General features: G+C 73.1%; 16 protein-coding genes. 13 read left to right on the plus strand and 3 right to left on the minus strand.

Annotation, left to right across the window (positions count from 1 at the left end; all coding sequences use genetic code 11):
* Nucleotides 1–90 precede the first annotated feature (90 nt).
* The 8 genes from EDD29_RS14510 to EDD29_RS45440 are packed head-to-tail and all read left to right on the plus strand — an operon-like array spanning nucleotide 91 to nucleotide 10,254.
* Entirely contained in the window at nucleotides 91–1,296 is a 1,206-nt protein-coding gene (locus tag EDD29_RS14510; RefSeq protein WP_246052763.1) for an SfnB family sulfur acquisition oxidoreductase, read from the plus strand.
* A 59-nt stretch (nucleotides 1,297–1,355) separates the two neighbouring features.
* Nucleotides 1,356–2,987, plus strand: coding sequence for an ABC transporter substrate-binding protein (locus tag EDD29_RS14515; protein ID WP_170201404.1), 1,632 nt, complete (start codon nucleotides 1,356–1,358; stop codon nucleotides 2,985–2,987).
* A complete protein-coding gene (locus tag EDD29_RS14520) occupies nucleotides 2,987–3,937 on the plus strand; it encodes an ABC transporter permease (RefSeq protein ID WP_123664916.1) in 951 nt (316 codons plus the stop codon). The genes EDD29_RS14515 and EDD29_RS14520 overlap by 1 nt, the downstream gene beginning before the upstream one ends.
* Nucleotides 3,931–4,782, plus strand: a complete 852-nt coding sequence (locus EDD29_RS14525; RefSeq protein ID WP_123664917.1) for an ABC transporter permease — start codon at nucleotides 3,931–3,933, stop codon at nucleotides 4,780–4,782. The genes EDD29_RS14520 and EDD29_RS14525 overlap by 7 nt, the downstream gene beginning before the upstream one ends.
* Nucleotide 4,783: 1 nt before the next feature.
* Nucleotides 4,784–6,412, plus strand: a complete 1,629-nt coding sequence (locus EDD29_RS14530; RefSeq protein WP_123664918.1) for a dipeptide ABC transporter ATP-binding protein — start codon at nucleotides 4,784–4,786, stop codon at nucleotides 6,410–6,412.
* A 52-nt stretch (nucleotides 6,413–6,464) separates the two neighbouring features.
* Nucleotides 6,465–7,826 (plus strand): LLM class flavin-dependent oxidoreductase, encoded by a 1,362-nt coding sequence (locus EDD29_RS14535; RefSeq protein WP_123664919.1) that lies wholly within the window; start codon nucleotides 6,465–6,467, stop codon nucleotides 7,824–7,826.
* Nucleotides 7,823–9,040 carry an acyl-CoA dehydrogenase family protein gene (locus EDD29_RS14540; protein WP_123664920.1) on the plus strand — a complete coding sequence of 406 codons (1,218 nt, stop codon included), beginning with the start codon at nucleotides 7,823–7,825 and terminating at the stop codon, nucleotides 9,038–9,040. Before EDD29_RS14535 ends, EDD29_RS14540 begins: the two co-directional genes overlap by 4 nt.
* On the plus strand, nucleotides 9,037–10,254 hold the full coding sequence (locus EDD29_RS45440; protein ID WP_170201405.1) for an acyl-CoA dehydrogenase family protein: 1,218 nt from the start codon (nucleotides 9,037–9,039) through the stop codon (nucleotides 10,252–10,254). The genes EDD29_RS14540 and EDD29_RS45440 overlap by 4 nt, the downstream gene beginning before the upstream one ends.
* 59 nt (nucleotides 10,255–10,313) lie before the next feature.
* On the opposite strand, the gene EDD29_RS47680 is transcribed toward EDD29_RS45440, so the two are convergent.
* Nucleotides 10,314–10,445: a hypothetical protein gene (locus EDD29_RS47680; protein ID WP_281280890.1), complete on the minus strand. Its 132-nt coding sequence runs from the start codon at nucleotides 10,443–10,445 to the stop codon at nucleotides 10,314–10,316.
* Nucleotides 10,446–10,684: 239 nt separating this feature from the next.
* Between EDD29_RS47680 and EDD29_RS14555 the strand changes: the two genes are divergently transcribed.
* The 5 genes from EDD29_RS14555 (at nucleotide 10,685) to EDD29_RS14575 (ending at nucleotide 16,717) form a co-directional block, all read left to right on the plus strand.
* The gene (locus EDD29_RS14555; protein WP_148085959.1) at nucleotides 10,685–11,395 is read left to right on the plus strand and encodes an SMI1/KNR4 family protein; all 711 of its coding nucleotides are present in this window, start codon (nucleotides 10,685–10,687) and stop codon (nucleotides 11,393–11,395) included.
* Nucleotides 11,396–11,481: 86 nt separating this feature from the next.
* Entirely contained in the window at nucleotides 11,482–13,539 is a 2,058-nt protein-coding gene (locus EDD29_RS14560) for a serine/threonine-protein kinase (RefSeq protein ID WP_148085960.1), read from the plus strand.
* A 535-nt stretch (nucleotides 13,540–14,074) separates the two neighbouring features.
* Entirely contained in the window at nucleotides 14,075–15,055 is a 981-nt protein-coding gene (locus tag EDD29_RS14565; protein WP_211359719.1) for a hypothetical protein, read from the plus strand.
* 167 nt (nucleotides 15,056–15,222) lie between these two features.
* On the plus strand, nucleotides 15,223–16,233 hold the full coding sequence (locus EDD29_RS14570) for an MDR family NADP-dependent oxidoreductase (protein ID WP_123664923.1): 1,011 nt from the start codon (nucleotides 15,223–15,225) through the stop codon (nucleotides 16,231–16,233).
* Nucleotides 16,234–16,246: 13 nt separating this feature from the next.
* Nucleotides 16,247–16,717, plus strand: coding sequence for a MerR family transcriptional regulator (locus EDD29_RS14575; protein WP_123664924.1), 471 nt, complete (start codon nucleotides 16,247–16,249; stop codon nucleotides 16,715–16,717).
* Between the two features lie 24 nt (nucleotides 16,718–16,741).
* Here EDD29_RS14575 and EDD29_RS14580 read toward each other — a convergent pair whose 3' ends face one another.
* Both EDD29_RS14580 and EDD29_RS14585 read right to left on the minus strand, forming a co-directional pair.
* Entirely contained in the window at nucleotides 16,742–17,407 is a 666-nt protein-coding gene (locus EDD29_RS14580; RefSeq protein ID WP_123664925.1) for an ankyrin repeat domain-containing protein, read from the minus strand.
* A gap of 66 nt (nucleotides 17,408–17,473) precedes the next feature.
* On the minus strand, nucleotides 17,474–17,992 hold the full coding sequence (locus tag EDD29_RS14585; RefSeq protein WP_123664926.1) for a GlcG/HbpS family heme-binding protein: 519 nt from the start codon (nucleotides 17,990–17,992) through the stop codon (nucleotides 17,474–17,476).
* Nucleotides 17,993–18,042 lie beyond the last annotated feature (50 nt).

Consider the following 18,042-nt stretch of genomic DNA (forward strand, 5'->3'; position numbering starts at 1 on the left):
GCCGGCCCGCGCGTCCCGGTATGGAAAGGTCCCCATGAACGCAAGCGCGACGCACCTCCACCGCGGTGGAACGTTCCGCGGAGCCGCCGCGTGAGCGCCACGGTGATCCGCACCGGCGACCAGGCCGTCGCGGCGGCCCGCGACCTCGCCGCCCGGCTGGCCGAGGGCGCCTCCGCCCGCGACCTCGACCGCCGCCTCCCGCATGCCGAACTCGACGCGCTGTCCGAAGCCGGGATCTTCGGGCTGACCGTCCCCGCCCGCTTCGGCGGCGCCGACGTGCCCGTCACCGCGCTCGCCGAGGTCTTCCGGCTGATCGCCGCGGCGGACCCGAGCATCGGCCAGATCCCGCACAGCCACTTCGTGTTCCTCGAGGCGCTGCGCCTGCGCGGCACCGAGGCCCAGCAGGCGCGCTTCTTCGCCGAGGCGCTGGCCGGGCGCCGGTTCGCCAACGCCCAGTCCGAGCGGTCCGGCCGCACCATCACCGACGACGCGACGACCCTCACCCCCGATGGCGCGGGCGGCTTCGTCCTGGACGGCGAGAAGTTCTACGCCACGGGCTCGCTGTTCGCGCACTGGCTCGTCGTCCGCGCCGTCCTCCCGCACGAGGCGCCGACCCCGTCCGGGGCCCTGCGCAAGGCCGTCGCCTACATCCCCGCCGACGCCCCGGGCGTCACCATCGAGGACGACTGGGACGCGCTCGGCCAGCGCACCACGGGCAGCGGCACGGTCCGGCTCGCCCGGGTCGCGGTGCCCGCCGACGCCGTCGTCCCCTACACCGAGATCTTCGACGTGCCCACCGCCTACGGCTCGTTCGCCCAGGTCCTGCACGCCGCCCTGGACGCCGGGATCGCCCGCGCCGCCCTCACCGAGGCGGTCCGGCAGGTCGCCCGCGCCCGGCCGTGGTTCGAGAGCGGCGCGGACCGGGCCGCCGAGGACCCGCTGCTCGTCCAGCAGGCGGGGGAGCTGGAGATCACCGTCCGCGCCGCCGAAGCCCTGCTGCGGGAGGCCGCCGAGGCCGTCGACGCCGCCCGCACCGCCCCCGACGAGACGACCACCGTGCACGCCTCGGTCACCACGGCCGTCGCCAAGGTCGCCACGGCCCGCGCCTGTGTGGAGGCGTCCTCCGCCCTGTTCGAGCTGGCGGGGACGCGCGGTGCCCTCGCCGGGCTCAACCTCTCCCGGTACTGGCGCGACGCCCGCACGCACACCCTGCACGACCCGTCCCGCTGGAAGGTCCAGCACATCGGCCGCCATCTGCTCGACGGCGCCGCGCCGCCCCGGCACGGCCTGCTCTGACCTTCGCCATGACCCCGTTCGATCCCGGCACGACCCCTGAGAACAGAAAGACCACCAACGTGCGCAGAACCCTTCCTTCGCTGTCCGTCGCCCTCCTGAGCACGGTGCTGCTCGCCGCGTGCGGCGGGGGCGGCGGCGAAGACACCGCGAACCTGACGCCGCAGCAGGGCGGGACCCTGGTCTACGCGACGGGTGACGACGAGCCGGCCTGCCTCGACCCGCAGACCCGCGGCAACGTCCCGCAGGCGCTGCTCGGCAGCCAGTTCCTGGAGAGCCTCTTCTACCAGGACGAGAAGGGCGAGATCCAGCCGTGGCTGGCCTCCGCCTGGAAGGTCTCCGAGGACGGCAAGGCCTGGACGGTCGACGTCCGCCAGGACGTGAAGTTCTCCGACGGAACCCCGCTCAACGCCGAGGCCGTCAAGGTCAACATCGACCGCGTCCTGAACCCCGACACCCAGTCGACCACCGGCCGGCTCGCCCTGTCGAAGGTCGACAAGGTCGAGGTGACGGGCGAGTACACCGCGGTGATCCACCTGCTCCAGCCCGACGGCGCCCTCCTGGAGTCCCTGTCGCAGGTGTGGCTCCCGATCGAGTCGCCGACGGCCCTGAAGCGGAGCAACGAGGAGAACTGCCTCTCCCCGGTCGGCACCGGCCCGTTCAAGATCGAGTCCTGGACCAAGCAGGACAACGTCACCCTCGCCCGCAACGACTCCTACAGCACGCCGCCGCCCGGCGCGTCGCACACCGGCCCCGCCTATCTCGACAAGATCGTGTGGCGCTTCGTGCCGGACGGCACCACCCGCTTCGCGGCCCTCCAGAGCGGCCAGGTCAACGTGGTGGACGTCCTGGAGCCGCAGAACGCGGTCGCGGCGAAGAACATCCCGACGCTGGGGACGCTGATCGCCTCCCGGCCCGGCGAGCCCGTCGAGATCAAGCTGAACACCGGGCGCGCCCCGTTCGACGACGCCAAGGTGCGCGAGGCGTTCTTCTCCGCCGTCGACGTCGCGGGCGCGCTCAAGAGCGTCTACCTCGGCACCGTCGAGCAGGCGAAGTCGCCGCTCAGCTCCGCCACCCGCTACCGCGCCGACACCGTCAAGCAGGCCTACGACCCCGACGCCGCGAACCAGCTCCTCGACGAGGCGGGCTGGACCGCCAAGGACGCCGACGGCATCCGCAGCAAGGACGGCAAGGCCCTGACCGTCGTCCTGCCGTACGCCGCGACGATCCCGCTGGAGCCCGGCTTCTACGAGCAGGTCCAGGCGACCGCGAAGAAGGTCGGATTCGACGTCAAGCTCCAGCCGCTGGAGACCGCCAAGTGGTGGGTCGCCAACAACGACTGGGAGTACGACGCGCTCCCGATCTACTACACGAAGAACTCCGCCGACGTCCTGCGCATCACCTCCCTCAGCTCGGCCAACACCGCGACGACGGTCGGCGGCTACCACTCGGGCAACACGGCCCTGAAGAGCCCCGAGCTCGACGCGCTGCTGGAGAAGGCCGGCGAGAGCACCGACGACACCGAGCGCGCCGACCTCTACAAGCAGGCCCAGGAGCTGCTCTCCAACGGCTACTACGTGCTGCCCGTCTACGACCAGCAGACGCGCCTCGGCTACGAGACCAAGGTGAAGGGCCTGCGCCTGCTCCCGTCGCTGAGCATGCCGACCTTCTACGACGCCTGGATCAACGACTGATGGGAAGGATCGTCGCACGCGTCCTCGGCGCGGTCTTCGTCCTCTGGGCCGTCGTGACCCTGGCGTTCTTCGGCGCCTACGCGATCCCGGGAGACCCCGCCGAGGCCGTCGTGGGCGGCGCGGGATCGCGGTCGACGCCCGAGCAGCTCGCCCAGATCAGCGCGCAGTACGGGTTCGACCGGCCGCTGTGGGTCCAGTACCTCGACACGCTCGGCGACCTGCTGCACGGCGACCTCGGCACCTCCTACTCGCTGAAGACGCCGGTGGCCACGCTGATCGGGCAGACCGTCGGCGGGACCCTGGTCCTCGCGGCGGCCTCCCTGGCCGTCGCCTGGGCCGTCGCGATCATCGTCGCGCTCGGCTCGACCCGCGACAGCAGGCTCGGCACGGCGCTGGGCTCGCTGCTGGAGGTCACCTCCGTGGCGGTGCCGCACTTCTGGCTCGGCAGCGTGCTGATCCTGCTGTTCAGCGTCGGCCTCGGCTGGCTGCCGCCGATCAGCACGCCGGGTCCCTCGGGGCTGGTGCTGCCGGTGCTCAGTCTGGCGCTGCCGCTGGCCGGGTTCCTCGGCCAGGTGATGCGCGAGTCGTTCATCGCGGCCCTGGACGCGCCGTTCACCCTCTCGGCGAGGGCCCGCGGCGAGACCGAGACCCGGGTCCGGCTGGTGCACGCGCTGCGGCACGCGGCGCTGCCCGCGATCAGCCTGTCGGGCTGGGCGTTCGGCTCGCTCATCAGCGGCGCGGTCGTGGTGGAGACGCTCTTCTCCCGGCCCGGCCTCGGCCGGACCCTGCTCGCCGGGGTCCTCGCCGGGGACATCCCGGTCATCGTCGGCGTGGTCCTCGTCATCGCGGCCGTGTACGTCCTGGTGACGTTCGCGACCGAGGCCGCGGACCGGATCGCCGACCCGCGGCTCAAGGCGGCCGCCCGTCCGACGGAGGCGGCGGCATGGTGACCTTGACGAAAACGGCGGGCCCCGCGAGGCCGGCACGCCTGCTGAAGTCGGTGCGCCCCGGAGAGGCGGTCGGCGCCGTCCTGGTGCTGCTCCTGCTCGTGGCGATGGTCGCCCCGAGCGTCCTCGCCCCCTACGACCCGTTCGAGATCAACCCGTCCGAGGCGTTCCAGGGCCCGTCCTGGAGCCACTGGTTCGGCACCGACGAGTCGGGACGCGACGCGTTCAGCAGGGTCATCCACGGCACGCAGTCATCGATCCTCATCGGCCTCCTGGCGATGGCCATCGGGCTCGGCCTCGCGGTCGTGCTCGGCACCCTCGCAGGGCTCGGCAACCGGGCGCTGGACTTCGCCGTCGGCCGCGTACTCGAAGTGCTGTTCGCGGTGCCCGTGCTGCTGCTCGCGCTGCTGTTCGTCGCGGTGCTCGGCAGCGGCGTGGTGCCGTCCGGCATCGCGGTCGGGCTGGCGACCGCGCCGGGGTACGCCAGGCTCATCCGCAGCCAGGTGATCAGCGCCCGGACGTCCGGGTACGCCGAGGCCGCGACGGTCCTGGGCCGGAGCCGGTGGACGTCGCTGCGCCGGCACATCCTGCCGAACATGGCGTCCCGGCTGTTCGTGCTGGCCACGCTGGGCGTCGGGCAGGCCGTGGTGTGGGCGTGCTCGCTGAGCTTCCTCGGCCTCGGCGTCGCCCCGCCGAACACCGAGTGGGGCGCGATGCTCGCCGCGGGCCGCGACTACATCTCGAACGCCTGGTGGCTGACGGTCTTCCCCGGGGTGTTCATCGTGCTCACCGCGGCGACCCTGACGCTGCTCGGCCGCTCCCTCCAGAACCGTTCCCGGGAGGCATGACATGACCCAGCCCAGCGATCCCGTCCTGGAGATCGGCGGTCTCAGCGTCGCGTTCGGCGGGGCCGAGGCGGTCTCGGACGTCTCCCTCACGCTCGAGCGCGGGCGCTGCCTCGCCCTGGTCGGCGAGTCGGGCTCGGGCAAGAGCGTCACGGCCCGGTCGGTGATCGGCCTGGCCGGGGCGCGCGCGACGGTCCGTGCGGAAACCCTGCGGGTGCTCGGCAAGGACGTGCTCGGCCTGTCGGCGCGCGGGCTGCGGGAGCTGCGCGGCCCGTCGGTCGGCCTGGTGCTCCAGGACGCGCTCGTCTCGCTCGACCCGCTACGGCCGGTCGGCAAGGAGATCGGCGACGCGCTCGCCCGCCACACCAGGTCGACGCGGGCCGAGCGGCGCGCGAAGGTGGTCGAGCTGCTCACCTCGGCCGGCGTGCCGAACCCCGAGCAGCGGGCCGCGCAGCGCTCAGGCGAGCTGTCCGGCGGGTTGCGGCAGCGCGCGCTCATCGCCTCGGCGATCGCGCTCGACCCCCCGCTGCTCATCGCCGACGAGCCCACCACCGCCCTCGACGCGACGGTCCAGGAGCAGATCCTCGAACTGCTCCTGAGCCTCAAGGAGGCCGGTACCGCGGTCCTGCTCATCAGCCACGACCTCGCCGTGGTGAACCGGATCGCCGACGACATCGCGGTCATGCACCACGGCAAGGTCGTCGAGCGCGGACCGGCCGCCCAGGTGCTCGGCGACCCGCGCGACGACTACACGCGGCGGCTCATCGCGGCCATCCCCGGCGACCGGCCGCGCGGCGTGCCGCTGTCCGGGCCGCGGCTGGAGACGGCCGAGCGGACGCCGCCCGCACCCGGGTCCGACGCGGAGATCATCAGCGCGACGGGACTCGCCAAGTCCTACACCGGACCGGACGGCGTGCTGAAGCCCGTCGTGGAGGGCGTGTCGTTCACGCTCGGGCGCGGCCGGACCCTCGGGCTCGTCGGCGAGTCCGGGTCGGGCAAGACGACGACCGCGCGGATGGCGCTCGGGCTCGTCCGGCCGGACGCGGGCGAACTGAGGCTCGCGGGCCGCCCGTGGAGCGCGCTGACCGAGCCGGAACGCCGCCCCGAACGGTGGCGGATCGGGGCGATCTACCAGGATCCGCTCGGTTCGTTCGATCCGCGGCACACCGTCGGGCAGATCCTCGCCGACGCCGTCAGCCGGGGCAGGACCACCCGGGCCGGGCAGCACCGCAAGGAGATCGAGGAACTGCTCGACGCGGTCGGGCTGCCCACGTCCGTGGTGGACCGGCGGCCGCTGCGGCTGTCGGGCGGGCAGCGGCAAAGGGTCGCGATCGCCCGCGCGCTGGCGCCGCGGCCCGAGCTGATCGTCTGCGACGAGCCCGTGTCGGCGTTGGACGTCCTGGTCCAGGCGCAGGTCCTCGACCTGCTGGACGACCTCCAGCGCGACCTCGGCCTCGCCTACCTGTTCATCTCGCACGACCTCGGGGTCGTCCAACACGTCAGCGACGACGTCGCGGTGATGAGCGACGGCCGGATCGTCGAGTCGGGACCGGCCGACCGGGTCTTCACCGCGCCCGAGCACACCTACACGCGCAGGCTCCTGGACGCCGCGCCCCGGCTGGCCGGCGCCTGACCGCCGCGCCGCCTCACCCTTTCCTGACCCCCTTTCTCCCGAAGGACAGAGGATGACCCTTCACTTCAACGCGTTCGTCATGAACACCGCATCGCACATCCAGCACGGCCAGTGGCGGCATCCCGACTCGGGCCAGGTCGACTTCGACGACGTCGATTTCTGGGTCGATCTCGCCAAGCGGCTGGAGGCGGGCCGCTTCGACGCGATCTTCTTCGCCGACGTGTCCGGGCTGTACGGGCCCGCCGACGGCGACTACGAGGTGCACGCCCGCAACGGGCTCCAGATCCCCAGCAACGACCCGGCGGTGCTGCTGTCGGCGCTCGCGGTCAACACCGAGCACCTCGGTCTCGCCTACACCAGCGGCATCCTCCAGATGCCGCCGTTCACCTTCGCCCGGCAGATCTCCACCCTCGACCACATCTCCCGCGGCCGGGTCGCCTGGAACGTCGTCACCGGCACCCAGGAGAACGGCGCCCGCAACCTCGGGCTGCCCGGGCTCATCCCGCACGATGAGCGCTACCGGCAGGCCGAGGAGTTCGTGGACGTCACCTACCAGCTCTGGGAGGGCTCCTGGGACGACGGCGCGCTGCTGAAGGACCGGGCGCGCGGCGTCTACGCGGACGCGTCCAAGATCCACAAGATCCGGCACAAGGGCGAGTTCTACTCCGTCGAGGGCCCGCACCTGCCTTCGCCGTCGCGCCAGCGCACCCCTCTGCTGTTCCAGGCCGGCGCGTCGGCCACCGGGCGGTCCTTCGCCGCCCGGCACGCGGAGGCCGTGTTCATCGCGGCGCCCAGCCCCGAGGTCGCCGCCGAAGGCATCACCGAGACCCGGCGGCTCGCCGTGGAGGCGGGACGGCTCGCCTCCGACATCAAGTTCTTCCAGGGCATCTCGTTCGTCGTCGGCAGCACCGAGGAGGAGGCGAGGCGCAAGGAGGCGGACCTCGAGGAGTACATCAGCGCCGAGGGCATGCTCGCCCACATGAACTTCGGGACGCGGCCCGACGGCACCGCCTACCCGCCCGAGACGCTCCTCAAGGACATCGACACCGAGACCAGCAAGGGCATCCTGGAGTGGCTGCGGCGCAGCGTCACCGACCGGGAGCCGACCGTCGCCGACCTCGCCGACATCGTCGCCAGGCGGGCCACCCGGCTCGTCGGGACGCCCGAGCAGATCGCTGACGGCCTCCAGGTCTGGAAGGACGCCGGAGTCGACGGCATCAACGTCGTCAACTGGCGGCTTCCCGGCTCCTACCAGGAGTTCATCGACCACGTCATGCCCGTCCTGCGCAAGCGCGGGCTCGCCCAGGAGGAGTACACCGAGGGCTCGCTGCGCAAGAAGCTGTTCGGCACCGACCTGATCAACGACCGCCACCCCGCCGCCCGCCACCGCGGCGCGTTCAAGGAGTCCCGATGACCGCCCCGCTCCCCGTCGCCGATGACGAGGCCGCCTACGAGCGGCTCGCGGCGCGGTTCCGCCCCGTCTTCGCGCGGATCGCGGAGGGCACGGTGGACCGGGAGCTCCACCGCGGCCTCGCCCACGAACCCGTCGCGTGGTTGAAAGAGGCCGGGTTCGGCGCGGTGCGGGTGCCGGTCGAGCTCGGCGGGTCCGGCGCGTCCGTCACCCAGCTGTTCCGGCTGCTCGTCGAGCTCGGCGAGGCCGACTCCAACCTGCCGCAGATCCTGCGCGCCCACTTCGGCCTGCTCGAAGAGCGGCTGCACGACGCCGACGGCGACGCCCGCGAACGCTGGCTGAAGCGGATCGGCGCGGGCGCGATCATCGGGAACGCCACGACCGAGATCGGCGGCGGCGCCCTCGGCGCCGTCGGGACCACGCTCACCGGCGACGGGCCGACGTGGGAGCTGACCGGCACCAAGCACTACAGCACCGGCAGCCTGTACGCCGACTGGATCGCGGTCCTCGCCCGGCGCGGCGAGGAGGCGCAGGGCTTCGCGCTGGTCGCCGCCGACGCCCCGGGCGTCGAACGGATCGACGACTGGGACGGCTTCGGCCAGCGCCTCACCGGCTCGGGCACCACCGTGCTGGAAGGCGCCGAGGTCGAGCCCGCCGACGTGTTCTGGTTCGCCGACCGCGGCCCCAACTACATGATCGCCTTCTACCAGCTGTTCCACCTGGCGACGCTCAGCGGGATCGGCCGGGCCGTCGTGCGGGACGCCGCCGAGTACGTCCGCGGGCGCAAGCGGGTGTTCAGCCACGGCAGCGGCCCGTCCCCGGCGGAGGACCCGCTGGTCCAGCAGGTCGTCGGGCGGATCTCCGGGCTGGCGTTCGCGGCCGAGGCGACGACCCTCGCCGCCGTCGCCCGGCTCGAGGCGATCAACGCGCTCCGCGCCGCGGGGGAGGTGCCGCAGGAGGTCTTCGACGCGGCCGAGATCGCCGCGTCGCAGGCGCACATCACGGTCGCCGACACCGTCCTGCGGGCGGCGAACCTGCTGTTCGAGACCGGGGGCGCCTCGACCGTCCAGCGCACCAAGGCGCTCGACCGGCACTGGCGCAACGCGCGCACCCTCGCGGTGCACAACCCGGTCATCTACAAGGAACGCGTGGTCGGCGACCACCTGGTGAACCAGGCGGCCCCGGCCTACTCGTGGATCGTGGGAGTACGGAAGTGAACGAGCTGGACCTCATCCCGGACCCGAGCGTCCCGGACGACCCCGCGCTGCGCCACTGGACCGGCGTCGCCGCCGAGGTCGCCGCGAAGCTGCGCGCCGACGTCATCGAGCGCGACGCGGCGAACATGGAGCCGCACACCGAGATGGCGCTGCTGCGCGAGCACGGGCTGCTCTCGCTGACCGTCCCGGCCGAGTTCGGCGGGCACGGGCAGCCGTGGCGGACGGGCCTCCAGGTCTCCCGGCTCATCGCCCGCACCGACGCCTCCGTCGCGCACATCCTCGCCTACCACTACGCGTGGCTGCGGGTGCTGGAGTACTTCCGGACGCCCGAGTCCGACGGGCAGCTCCGCGAGACCGCCGCGCGCGGGCTGGTGTGGGCGAGCCCGGGGCACAACCGGGCGGGGTTCCCCAAGCTGATCCCGGTCGAAGGCGGCCAGGTCGTCACCGGTGACAGCGGCTTCGCCACGGGAGCCCCGGTCTGCGACCGGATCTTCACCCGCGTCGTGCACGCCGGGACCGGGCGTGCGATGGCCGTCGCGCTGGACGCCGCCGCCGAGGGCATCGCCTACACCGGGACCTGGGACGTGCTCGGGCAGCGCCTCACCGCGAGCCGCGAGATCACGCTGACCGAGGTGCCCGTCCCCGACGCCGCGATCCTCGCCGACCTCGGGCCACTGGACGCCGCGCCGCCGCCGTACCAGGCGCTCGGCGTGCTCAACTTCCAGCTCATCTTCGGCACGCTGCAACTGGGCGTCGCCGAGGGCGCGCTGCTGGAGGGCGCCGAGTACACGCGGACCCGCACCAGGCCCTGGTACCACTCGCTCGTGGAGAAGGGCAGCGACGAGCCGTTCATCCTCCAGGGCTACGGCGGCCACGTCGCCCGGCTCCAGGCGGTCTCCGCGCTGGTCGACCGGGCCGAGAAGGCGCTGCTCTGGCTCTACGAGCGCGGCGAGGAGGCGACACCCGCCGAGCGCGCGGCGGTCGCCGAGACGATCGTGAGCTTGAAGATCTCCTCCACGGAGGCTTCGCTGACCGCCGCGTCGGAGCTGTTCGACCTGACCGGCGCCCGGTCCACCGCCACCGACGTCGGCCTCGGCCGCTTCTGGCGCGACCTCCGCACCCTGAGCCTCCACGACCCGGTCGCCTACAAGCAGCACGAGCTGGGCCGCTACTTCGTCAACGGCCACGAACCCGAAGCCTCCGGCTACCGCTGACCCTTTCCGATCTTCCGGCCCGGGCGCCGTCCCAGACGGCCCCGGGCCTTCGGTCGTCCTCAGGCGGCCCCGTCGAACAGCTCCTCGGCCCACCGCCACATCCGCGACTCCGCCGGCGGATCCAGCACCCCGAGCACATCCAGAACCGCCCTGAGCAGCCTGTCGTCCTCATCCACATACCCCGTCGTCATGCCCGCGACAATGCCGCCACCCCCCACCCCGCCGCTCCCCACATGACCACCCCTTAACCCCCGCCCACAAGAACCCGGAAGAACCCCCTCCCCCCAGAACCTCCACCTGACCCACCCCAGACACCACCCGGAACGGAACTCGAGGATGGTCGAGCGCGATCGGACCATGGCCTGCGCCCGCCGACGCCCTGTACGGTCGGCCTCTGCTCGGGAAGGTGCGGAAGATGCCGAATGCGGGCGTGCAGAGGATCGCAGACGCCGTGCGGGTCCGGGACGGGGCGGGCGCGTTAGTGGGGGTCGGCGAAGAAGAGATCCTCGCGGTCATGGCAGACCAGGGACTGGGCCGGTTGCCGGGCGCCTATCGTGAGTTCCTCGCCCTGATGGGGCGCCGCGCGGGAAGGCTTCTGGCGGGTACCGACGCGTTCCATCCCGCGATCTTCGGGCTCAAGAAGAGCGCACCCGAACTCTCCGAGGGGACGGCGTTCGAGGGCATTCCGCCCGGGGCGCTCGTCTTCGCCATGCACCAGGGCTACCAGGTCTACTGGATGGAGGACGTGTCCGCCGACGACCCGAAGGTCTTCTTCTACCAGGAGGGCGACGACGGGATCGCCCGGGAATGGGAGTCGTTCACCGAATTCCTGAACGCCGAGTTCGGGGACGGCGGGGCGCTGGTTTCCCTGGTGGAGGCGGCGGTCACGGGGTTCGTCACGATGGAGATGGCGGACGGGATCGCGCGCGAGTATCCCGAGGTCGTCGGGTCGGTGGTCGGGTGGATCCGCGATGCGGCCGCTGCGGGGAACTGGCGGAGGGTGGAGAGGCTGGCGAATCTCGCGGCTCCGCTCGCCCCTCCCGGGCTGGGTGCGGAGCTCTGCGGGATCCTCGAAGCGGATCCGGTCGGGCTGGGCGTCGAGGACGAGCTCGGTTTCGATGAAGCGCGAATGCCGGAGTGACCTGTCCTGCCACGGGTGTCGGACCGCCGGTGGCCCACAGCGGACAGGCGCTTCGGCGGGGCGTCCGGCACCACCACAATGCGACCATGGCGTGGCACGCGGAGACGGCACCGCTCACCCCTGAGGATCCACGCGCGCTAGGTGGGTACCGCCTGCACGGCAGGCTCGGCGCGGGCGGCCAGGGTGTCGTCTACCTGGGCGCGGACGGGAGCGGGCGGCACGTCGCGGTGAAAACCCTGCGCGCTCCCAGCGGCATCGCTCGGGAGCGGTTCGCGGCCGAGGCCGAGCACGTCATGCGCGTTCCCCGGTTCTGCATCGCGGCGGTCCTCGCGGCCGACGCGTACGCGGACCCGCCCTACGTGGTCAGCGAGTACGTTCCGGGGCCGTCGCTGGCGGCGGCGGTCCGCCGGAGGGGCCCGCACACGGGCGGCGACCTGGACCGGCTCGCCGTCGCCACGGCGACCGCGCTGATCGCCATCCACCAGGCGGATGTGGTCCACCTCGACTTCAAGCCCGCGAACATCATCGTCGGCGCCGATGGCCCGCGGGTGATCGACTTCGGCATCGCGCGGCTGCGGGAGACCATCACCGGTGGCGCGGCCCGCATCGGCACGCCCGCCTACATGGCCCCGGAGCAGGCGCACGGGGACGTCCTGCCCGGCCCCGCCACCGACCTGTGGGCGTGGGCGCTCACGATGGTGTTCGCCGCGACCGGCCGCGATGTCTTCCGCGGCGGCTCGGTGCGCGACATCCTCGCGAAGGTGGGTGCGGGCGCACCCGTCCCGACCGCCCTGGACCGGCCGCTCGCCGACGCGGTGGCCGAGTGCCTGTCGGCCGACCCGCGGCGCCGGCCGACCGCACGGCGGGTGCTGGGCCTCCTCACCGGGCTGCCGGGGACCCTGACGGACGGCCAGGCGATGAGCCAGGGCGCCGACCTGGCCTCGGGATCCGCCGGGTTCGCGGCGATGGCCGAGGAGGCCCTGCGCAGGGGCCGCTACGCCCTCGCGATCCGGTACGCCGACCAGGGCCTGGCGCGCGCCGACGGCCAGGAGGCCCTGCGGCTGACCCGGGACGAGGCCCGCTGCCACCGCGTGCGCGGCCTCGCCGAGCGGGCGCTGCGCGAAGGCGACGGGCTCGAGGACCTCGAACTCGCGTACGAGATCGACCCGGAGGACTCCGAGTTCACCCTCACCTACGCCCGGGCCCTGGACGAGGACGGCCACCACGACGAGGCGTTCGCCCTGGCCCCCGACGACCCGGGGATCGCCGGGGCCTGGGTGGAGGCGCTCGTCGAGCGGTACCGGACCGATCCCGGCGAGGTGAACGACACCCAGAGCGGGACCGCGCTGCGGCTCTGCCCGGACGATCGCCGGGTGGTCCTGATGCGGGCCGGGGTCCTCGCCCGGACGGACGGGGGCCTGCCCGAGGCGTCCACGCTGGTGTCCGGGGATTCGGATCTCTCCTGGCGGCTCGCCTCGTCGCTGGCCCAGGGCCGGCCGAGCCAGATCCGGGCCGCGGCCCGCCTGGCGCCTAGCCTGGCCACGGACGCCTACTCCGCGCTACTGACCGACCCCCTGGAGAGCGAGCCGACCTTCGCCCACCTGCGCGGCCTCTGGCCGGACCTGCCGGAGGAGGAGCGGCAGCGGCTGTCCGACGCGGTGGCAGACCGCCTCGCCACGCTGGTCCCCTCCCCGTCGGCGCCGTTCGACCGCGACACTCTGCACGCCTTCTCCCGCGAGGTGTGCACGGGGATGCTCGACCTAGGGCCGCCCGACGGGCTGCGGCTGCGCGGCCGCCGCGTTCTGGCCGGGGTGGGCATCTGGATCGGGGTCTTTGCCGTCGTGCTGGTGACGGCGGCGTTCTGCTCCTGGATCGCCGTGTTCTTCGGCGTGGCCTTGAAGGTGGGCGATGGTGAGACCACGGACGCCGACAACACGCTCTTCGTCGCGGGCCTGATCGGTGCGAGCGTCCTGAGCCTCGTGGCGTCGCTGTGGTTCGCCACCTTCTACCTGCGGCGGCTGCGCGCCCGCGGCGCCCGGACACTGACCCTCCACCGGGCGAACCCGCCCTGGGCCCCGTACCTTCGCGCCCACGACACGGGCTCCTTCGACGACCCCTTCCTCGGCGACGCCCATTTCGACTGACGACTCGGCTTCCTTGAACGTGCGGACCGCCCGGAAGGGGTTCTGAACCGTTGCCCGTTGAGTGTTCAGGAGTGTTCGGAAGCGCCCACAAGGTCGTGTCCGTGGTGTCCGTGGTGTCCGTGGTGCTGATCGTCGTTGTCTCCCTGGCCGGGGTGCACGGCCGCTGGTTCCGGCAGCATGGCAGGGAATGTGTGTTGCCCGATTCCCCGGACATGGCCCCGGCACCGGGAGTAGGTTCTCGATTGATCACATTGAGTGATATCGGCCGGGTGAGGGGGTCGTCTGCTGTGGGTGGGGTCGATGCCGCTCCGGTCGATGGCGGCGCCGTTCGTGATCTCCGAGGCCTGCGGGGTGTCGGTGCGGACCCGTCTGAAAGGCCTCACCGCCCAGGACGAGGAGGTGCTGCGGAGGGTCGGCGCGCATCTGGGATCGCTCGCTTCCCGGGACCTCAAGGCGCGGTGCGCTGACGGTCTGGGGCACAGTGGACGGCGGAAAGAGCCTCGCTCGTGGCCGGCATCATCTGGAGGCGGCCGGGGTGAGTGAGCAGGAGTGGAGGGGTCGGTGGGAGGCGGCCCGCTGGTTCCTGTCCGCCGACGGTGAGACCGGCAAACGGCACGGCAACGAAACCCTCCGCATCACGCCCGACGGACAGGTCTTCATCAAGCTGCCCGCCCCACTGGCGGACCTCGCGAACGCGCCCCACGGCCGGTACACAGTGTCCGCCCGCGCCTCCTTCGCCCATTGCGGCCGGGAGTGGGCAGATCGGGTCGAGGCGGACCGGGCGGTGGCCTACCGCATCCACGTGGACCCCGCACGGGGCCGCTGGTACGTGGACGTGTCCTGGCAGCGCCCGCCCGTGCAGACGATCTCGCTGGAGGCGGCACTGGCTGCGGGTGTGATCGGAATCGACACCAACGCCGACCACCTCGCGGCCTGGCACCTGGACGTTCACGGTAACCCGGTGGGGAGGCCGCGCCGGTTCTCCTACGACCTGTCGGGCACCGCCTCGCACCGCGACGCGCAACTCCGCCACGCCCTCACCCGGCTCCTGAACTGGACCCGCCACCTCGGCGTCGCGGCGATCGCTGTGGAGGATCTCGACTTCACCGACGTCAAAACCCGCGAGAAGCACGGCAGACGGCGCCTGCGCCAGGTCGTCCACGGAATCCCGACGGCCCGGTTGGAGGCCCGGCTGGTGTCGATGGCCGCCGAACACGCGATCGCCTCGGTGGCGGTGGATGCGGCCTACACCAGCCGGTGGGGAGCCCAGCATCGGCAGCAGCCCACCAGCACACCCGCACACAAGACCAGCCGACATGAGGCCGCGAGCCTCGTGATCGGACGGCGCGCCCAAGGACATGGCGCCCGGCGACGGACGGCACCGCCCCGACACCACCAGAGCGATGGTGCCGGGCATCGGACCCTCCAGGCCCGGCACCACGGCCTCGGGTGTGAGGAACCCCGCCCCGCTCGAACCGGAGGGCGGACACGATCCGCCGCTCCACCGGGCGCGTGAAAGCCGGGGACCAGTCTGTCCAGCACCGTTCGGGACAGACGCACTGGCCCCGGGAGGAACACTCCTGGACAGTGCTCAGGAACGGTTGACCCTGACGTGCGGGTGAGGGGTTACGGTGCCGGGCGCCGGGTCCGAGGGGCGGGCCCGGGACGTCAGGGAGGTTCGTGATGGGTGCCGTGGTGCGGGGTGACGTGATGCGGGAGATCCGGGTGGCGGCGGTGCGGGAGGGGCTGCCGTCGGAGGAGGACTTCGCGGTGGTGGAGGCGCCGGTTCCGGCGGTGGGGGAAGGGGAGATGCTGGTGCGGAACCGGTGGTTCGCGGTGTTCCCCGCGGTGCGGACGCTGCTGGGGGGAGGGGTGCCGGGGACGCCGTTCCCGGCGCTGCGGGTGGGAGACGCGCTGTTCGGGCCCGCGGTCGGGGAGGTCGTCGCCTCGGCCGCGGGCGGGCCGGTGCCCGGGACGCTGGTGGCGCACTTCCTGGGGTGGCGGGAGTACGCCGCGGTGCCGGTGGCGCAGGCCGTTCCGCTGGACGACGTGCTGCCCGATCCGGCGGCGGAGCTCTCGCAGGGGGCACTGGCGTACGCGGCGCTGACGCGGGACGCCGATCTGCGGCCGGGCGAGACGGTGTTCGTGACGGGCGGGGCGGGGGCCGTCGGGTCGATGGCGGGTCAGGTGGCGCGGCTGCTCGGTGCCGGAAGGGTCGTCGGGAGCACGGGGTCGCCGGACAAGGCCCGGCGGATGAAGGCGGAGCTGGGCTATGACGCCGTGGTGCCGCGGGATGCGGAAGGGCTCGCCGAGGCCGCGCCGGAAGGGCTCGACGTCGTCATCGACACCGTCGGGGGAGCGCAGTTGCGCGCCGCCGTCGCCGCCGCGCGTCCGGGGGCGCGGATCGTGCTGGTCGGCACGCTCGGCGGCCAGCTCGCCCCGGGCCGGACCGGCACCGACGCGCCGGTCGAGCTGGACACCTTCCAGCTCGTCGCCAAGGCGGTCACGCTGCGCGGGTTCCGCGGCCTCTCGCCGGACGAACGCCGATCGGGCACCGAGCGGCTCGGCGTGTGGCTGCGCGAGGGCCGGATCTCCTTCCCGCACACCCGGGTGGCGGGATTGTCCGGCGCGCCCCGGGCGTTGACCGAACTGCTGGCGGGCGTCCACCTCGGCGCCGTCATCGTGGAGCTGTGACCCGGGAGGGGCCATGCGCATAGGCGACGCGGCGGCGGTCACCGGAACGACGCCGCGAGCGCTGCGGTTCTACGAGGAGCGCGGCCTGCTGACGGTGCCGCGCACCCCGTCCGGTCAGCGCGAGTACGGACCACCCGAACTCGGTCGTATCCGCACCATTCGCCTCCTGCTTTCGCTCGGCCTCACCGTCGAGGACGTCCACTCCTCCGCCGCGCGGCTGGACGCCTTCGAAGGCGACGGACTCCCTGCTCACGGCGGCCCCGCCTGCGACGCCTCCCAGGGCATCGCCGCAGCCCGCCTCGCCGCCCTCGACAGCGAGATCGCCCGCCTCACCGTCCTCCGCACCCGTCTGGCCGAAGCCCTCGCCCTCCCCTGCCGGCCGACGACGGGGGGCGTCCCGGGCGGACGCGAGGCAGCGGATCCTCCCGTCCGCGAGGGCCTACCGGGTGCCTTCGGGACGCGGCCGCCGATGCTCCGCCCGTGACGTGCCCGCACGCGGTGCCGGGGCTCAACGGGCTCCGGCGGCTTCGAGGAGGGCGGCGATCCCGGTCTGGCGGCGGGCCTCGGCGTGGCGCCGAGGGGTGATGCCGTCGTCGTCGGCGATGGAGAGGTCGGCTCCTGCGGCGATGAGGAGGGTGACGATCTCCACGTAGGGGCGGGAGCCGTCGCCGAGGATGATCGCCTCGAGGAGGGCGGTCCAGCCCAGGTCGTTGACGTGGTCGACGTCGATCGCGGTCTTCAGGAGTTCGCGGACATAGGGGACGTGGCCGCGTTCGCAGGCGGGGATGAGAGCGATGCCGCCGTAGCGGTTGCGGATCGTCAGGTCGGGGCGGGCCGGGAGCAGGGTGCGCAGCATGGCGACGCTGCCGGTCACGCCGGTGACGAGGAAGGGGGTGTCGTGGCGGCCGTCGAGGGCGTCGGGGTCGGCCCCGGCCGCGACGAGTGCTTCGGCGGCCTCGACACGGTCGTAGGTCGCGGCGAGGAGGAGCGCGGTCCGTCCCGCGGGGTCGCGGGCCTCGAGCTCGGCGCCGTCGGCCAGCGCGACCCTGACCGCCCGCGCGTCGCCCGCCGCGGCGGCCTCCAGTAGATCCACGCCGGTGCTCCCTTCGTTCCGCGGGGCCGCGCCGCAGCCGGTCAGCGCGACCGGCGACGCGAGGAACGCCCGCCTGCCCATCGTCACATCTTCCCCTCTCGTCCCCGCGAAGAGGGGCCGCGGGAGGACCCGCGGCCCCTGGCAAGGTCAGTTCAGCCCGCGCTGGATGGCCTTGAGGCCCTCCTGGGCGAGGCGCGCGTCGATGTCGCCGGACGGCGCGCCCGCGACGCCGATCCCCGCGATCGGGGCGCCACCCGACGCGATCGGCAGCCCGCCGCCCAGGAACAGGGTGCCCGGAATGTCGCGGAGGGTGGCCCCCGAGCCCGTGACGTTCGCGGCGAGTTCGGCGGTCGGGCGGCCGAAGCTGACCGAGGTGAACGCCTTGCGCTTGGCCGACTCCTCGGTCTGCGGGCCCGCGCCGTCCCCGCGCAGGATGATCTTGACCGCACCCGAGCGCTCCACGATGGCGACCGTCACCCGCTGGTTCTCCTTGCCCGCGGCCTTCTGCACCGCGTCGGCGGCCCGGAGGGCGGCCTCGGCCGTCAGCGTGCTCCCGGTGACGACGGTGTCGCGGTCGGGCGCGGCGGAGGCCGAAGCCGCCGTGAAGGCCGCGGTCCCGGCGGTGAGGACGAGCCCTCCGGCGACGGCGGCGACCAGCTTCTTCATGGGGTTCCTCCAGTTCTGCGAGGGCCCCTGCGGCCTCGCACCTCCCACTC

Source organism: Actinocorallia herbida (genome assembly GCF_003751225.1).
In the GTDB taxonomy this organism is placed as follows: Bacteria; Actinomycetota; Actinomycetes; order Streptosporangiales; family Streptosporangiaceae; genus Actinocorallia; species Actinocorallia herbida.

Coding starts and splice junctions, on each gene's coding strand:
- EDD29_RS14575 (WP_123664924.1), top strand. CDS start 16,247: ATGCGCATAGGCGACGCGGCGGCGGTCACCGGAACGACGCCGCGAGCG.
- EDD29_RS14560 (WP_148085960.1), top strand. CDS start 11,482: ATGGCGTGGCACGCGGAGACGGCACCGCTCACCCCTGAGGATCCACGC.
- EDD29_RS14540 (WP_123664920.1), top strand. CDS start 7,823: ATGACCGCCCCGCTCCCCGTCGCCGATGACGAGGCCGCCTACGAGCGG.
- EDD29_RS14535 (WP_123664919.1), top strand. CDS start 6,465: ATGACCCTTCACTTCAACGCGTTCGTCATGAACACCGCATCGCACATC.
- EDD29_RS14580 (WP_123664925.1), bottom strand. CDS start 17,407: ATGGGCAGGCGGGCGTTCCTCGCGTCGCCGGTCGCGCTGACCGGCTGC.
- EDD29_RS14585 (WP_123664926.1), bottom strand. CDS start 17,992: ATGAAGAAGCTGGTCGCCGCCGTCGCCGGAGGGCTCGTCCTCACCGCC.
- EDD29_RS14570 (WP_123664923.1), top strand. CDS start 15,223: ATGGGTGCCGTGGTGCGGGGTGACGTGATGCGGGAGATCCGGGTGGCG.
- EDD29_RS14525 (WP_123664917.1), top strand. CDS start 3,931: ATGGTGACCTTGACGAAAACGGCGGGCCCCGCGAGGCCGGCACGCCTG.
- EDD29_RS14520 (WP_123664916.1), top strand. CDS start 2,987: ATGGGAAGGATCGTCGCACGCGTCCTCGGCGCGGTCTTCGTCCTCTGG.
- EDD29_RS47680 (WP_281280890.1), bottom strand. CDS start 10,445: ATGACGACGGGGTATGTGGATGAGGACGACAGGCTGCTCAGGGCGGTT.
- EDD29_RS14530 (WP_123664918.1), top strand. CDS start 4,784: ATGACCCAGCCCAGCGATCCCGTCCTGGAGATCGGCGGTCTCAGCGTC.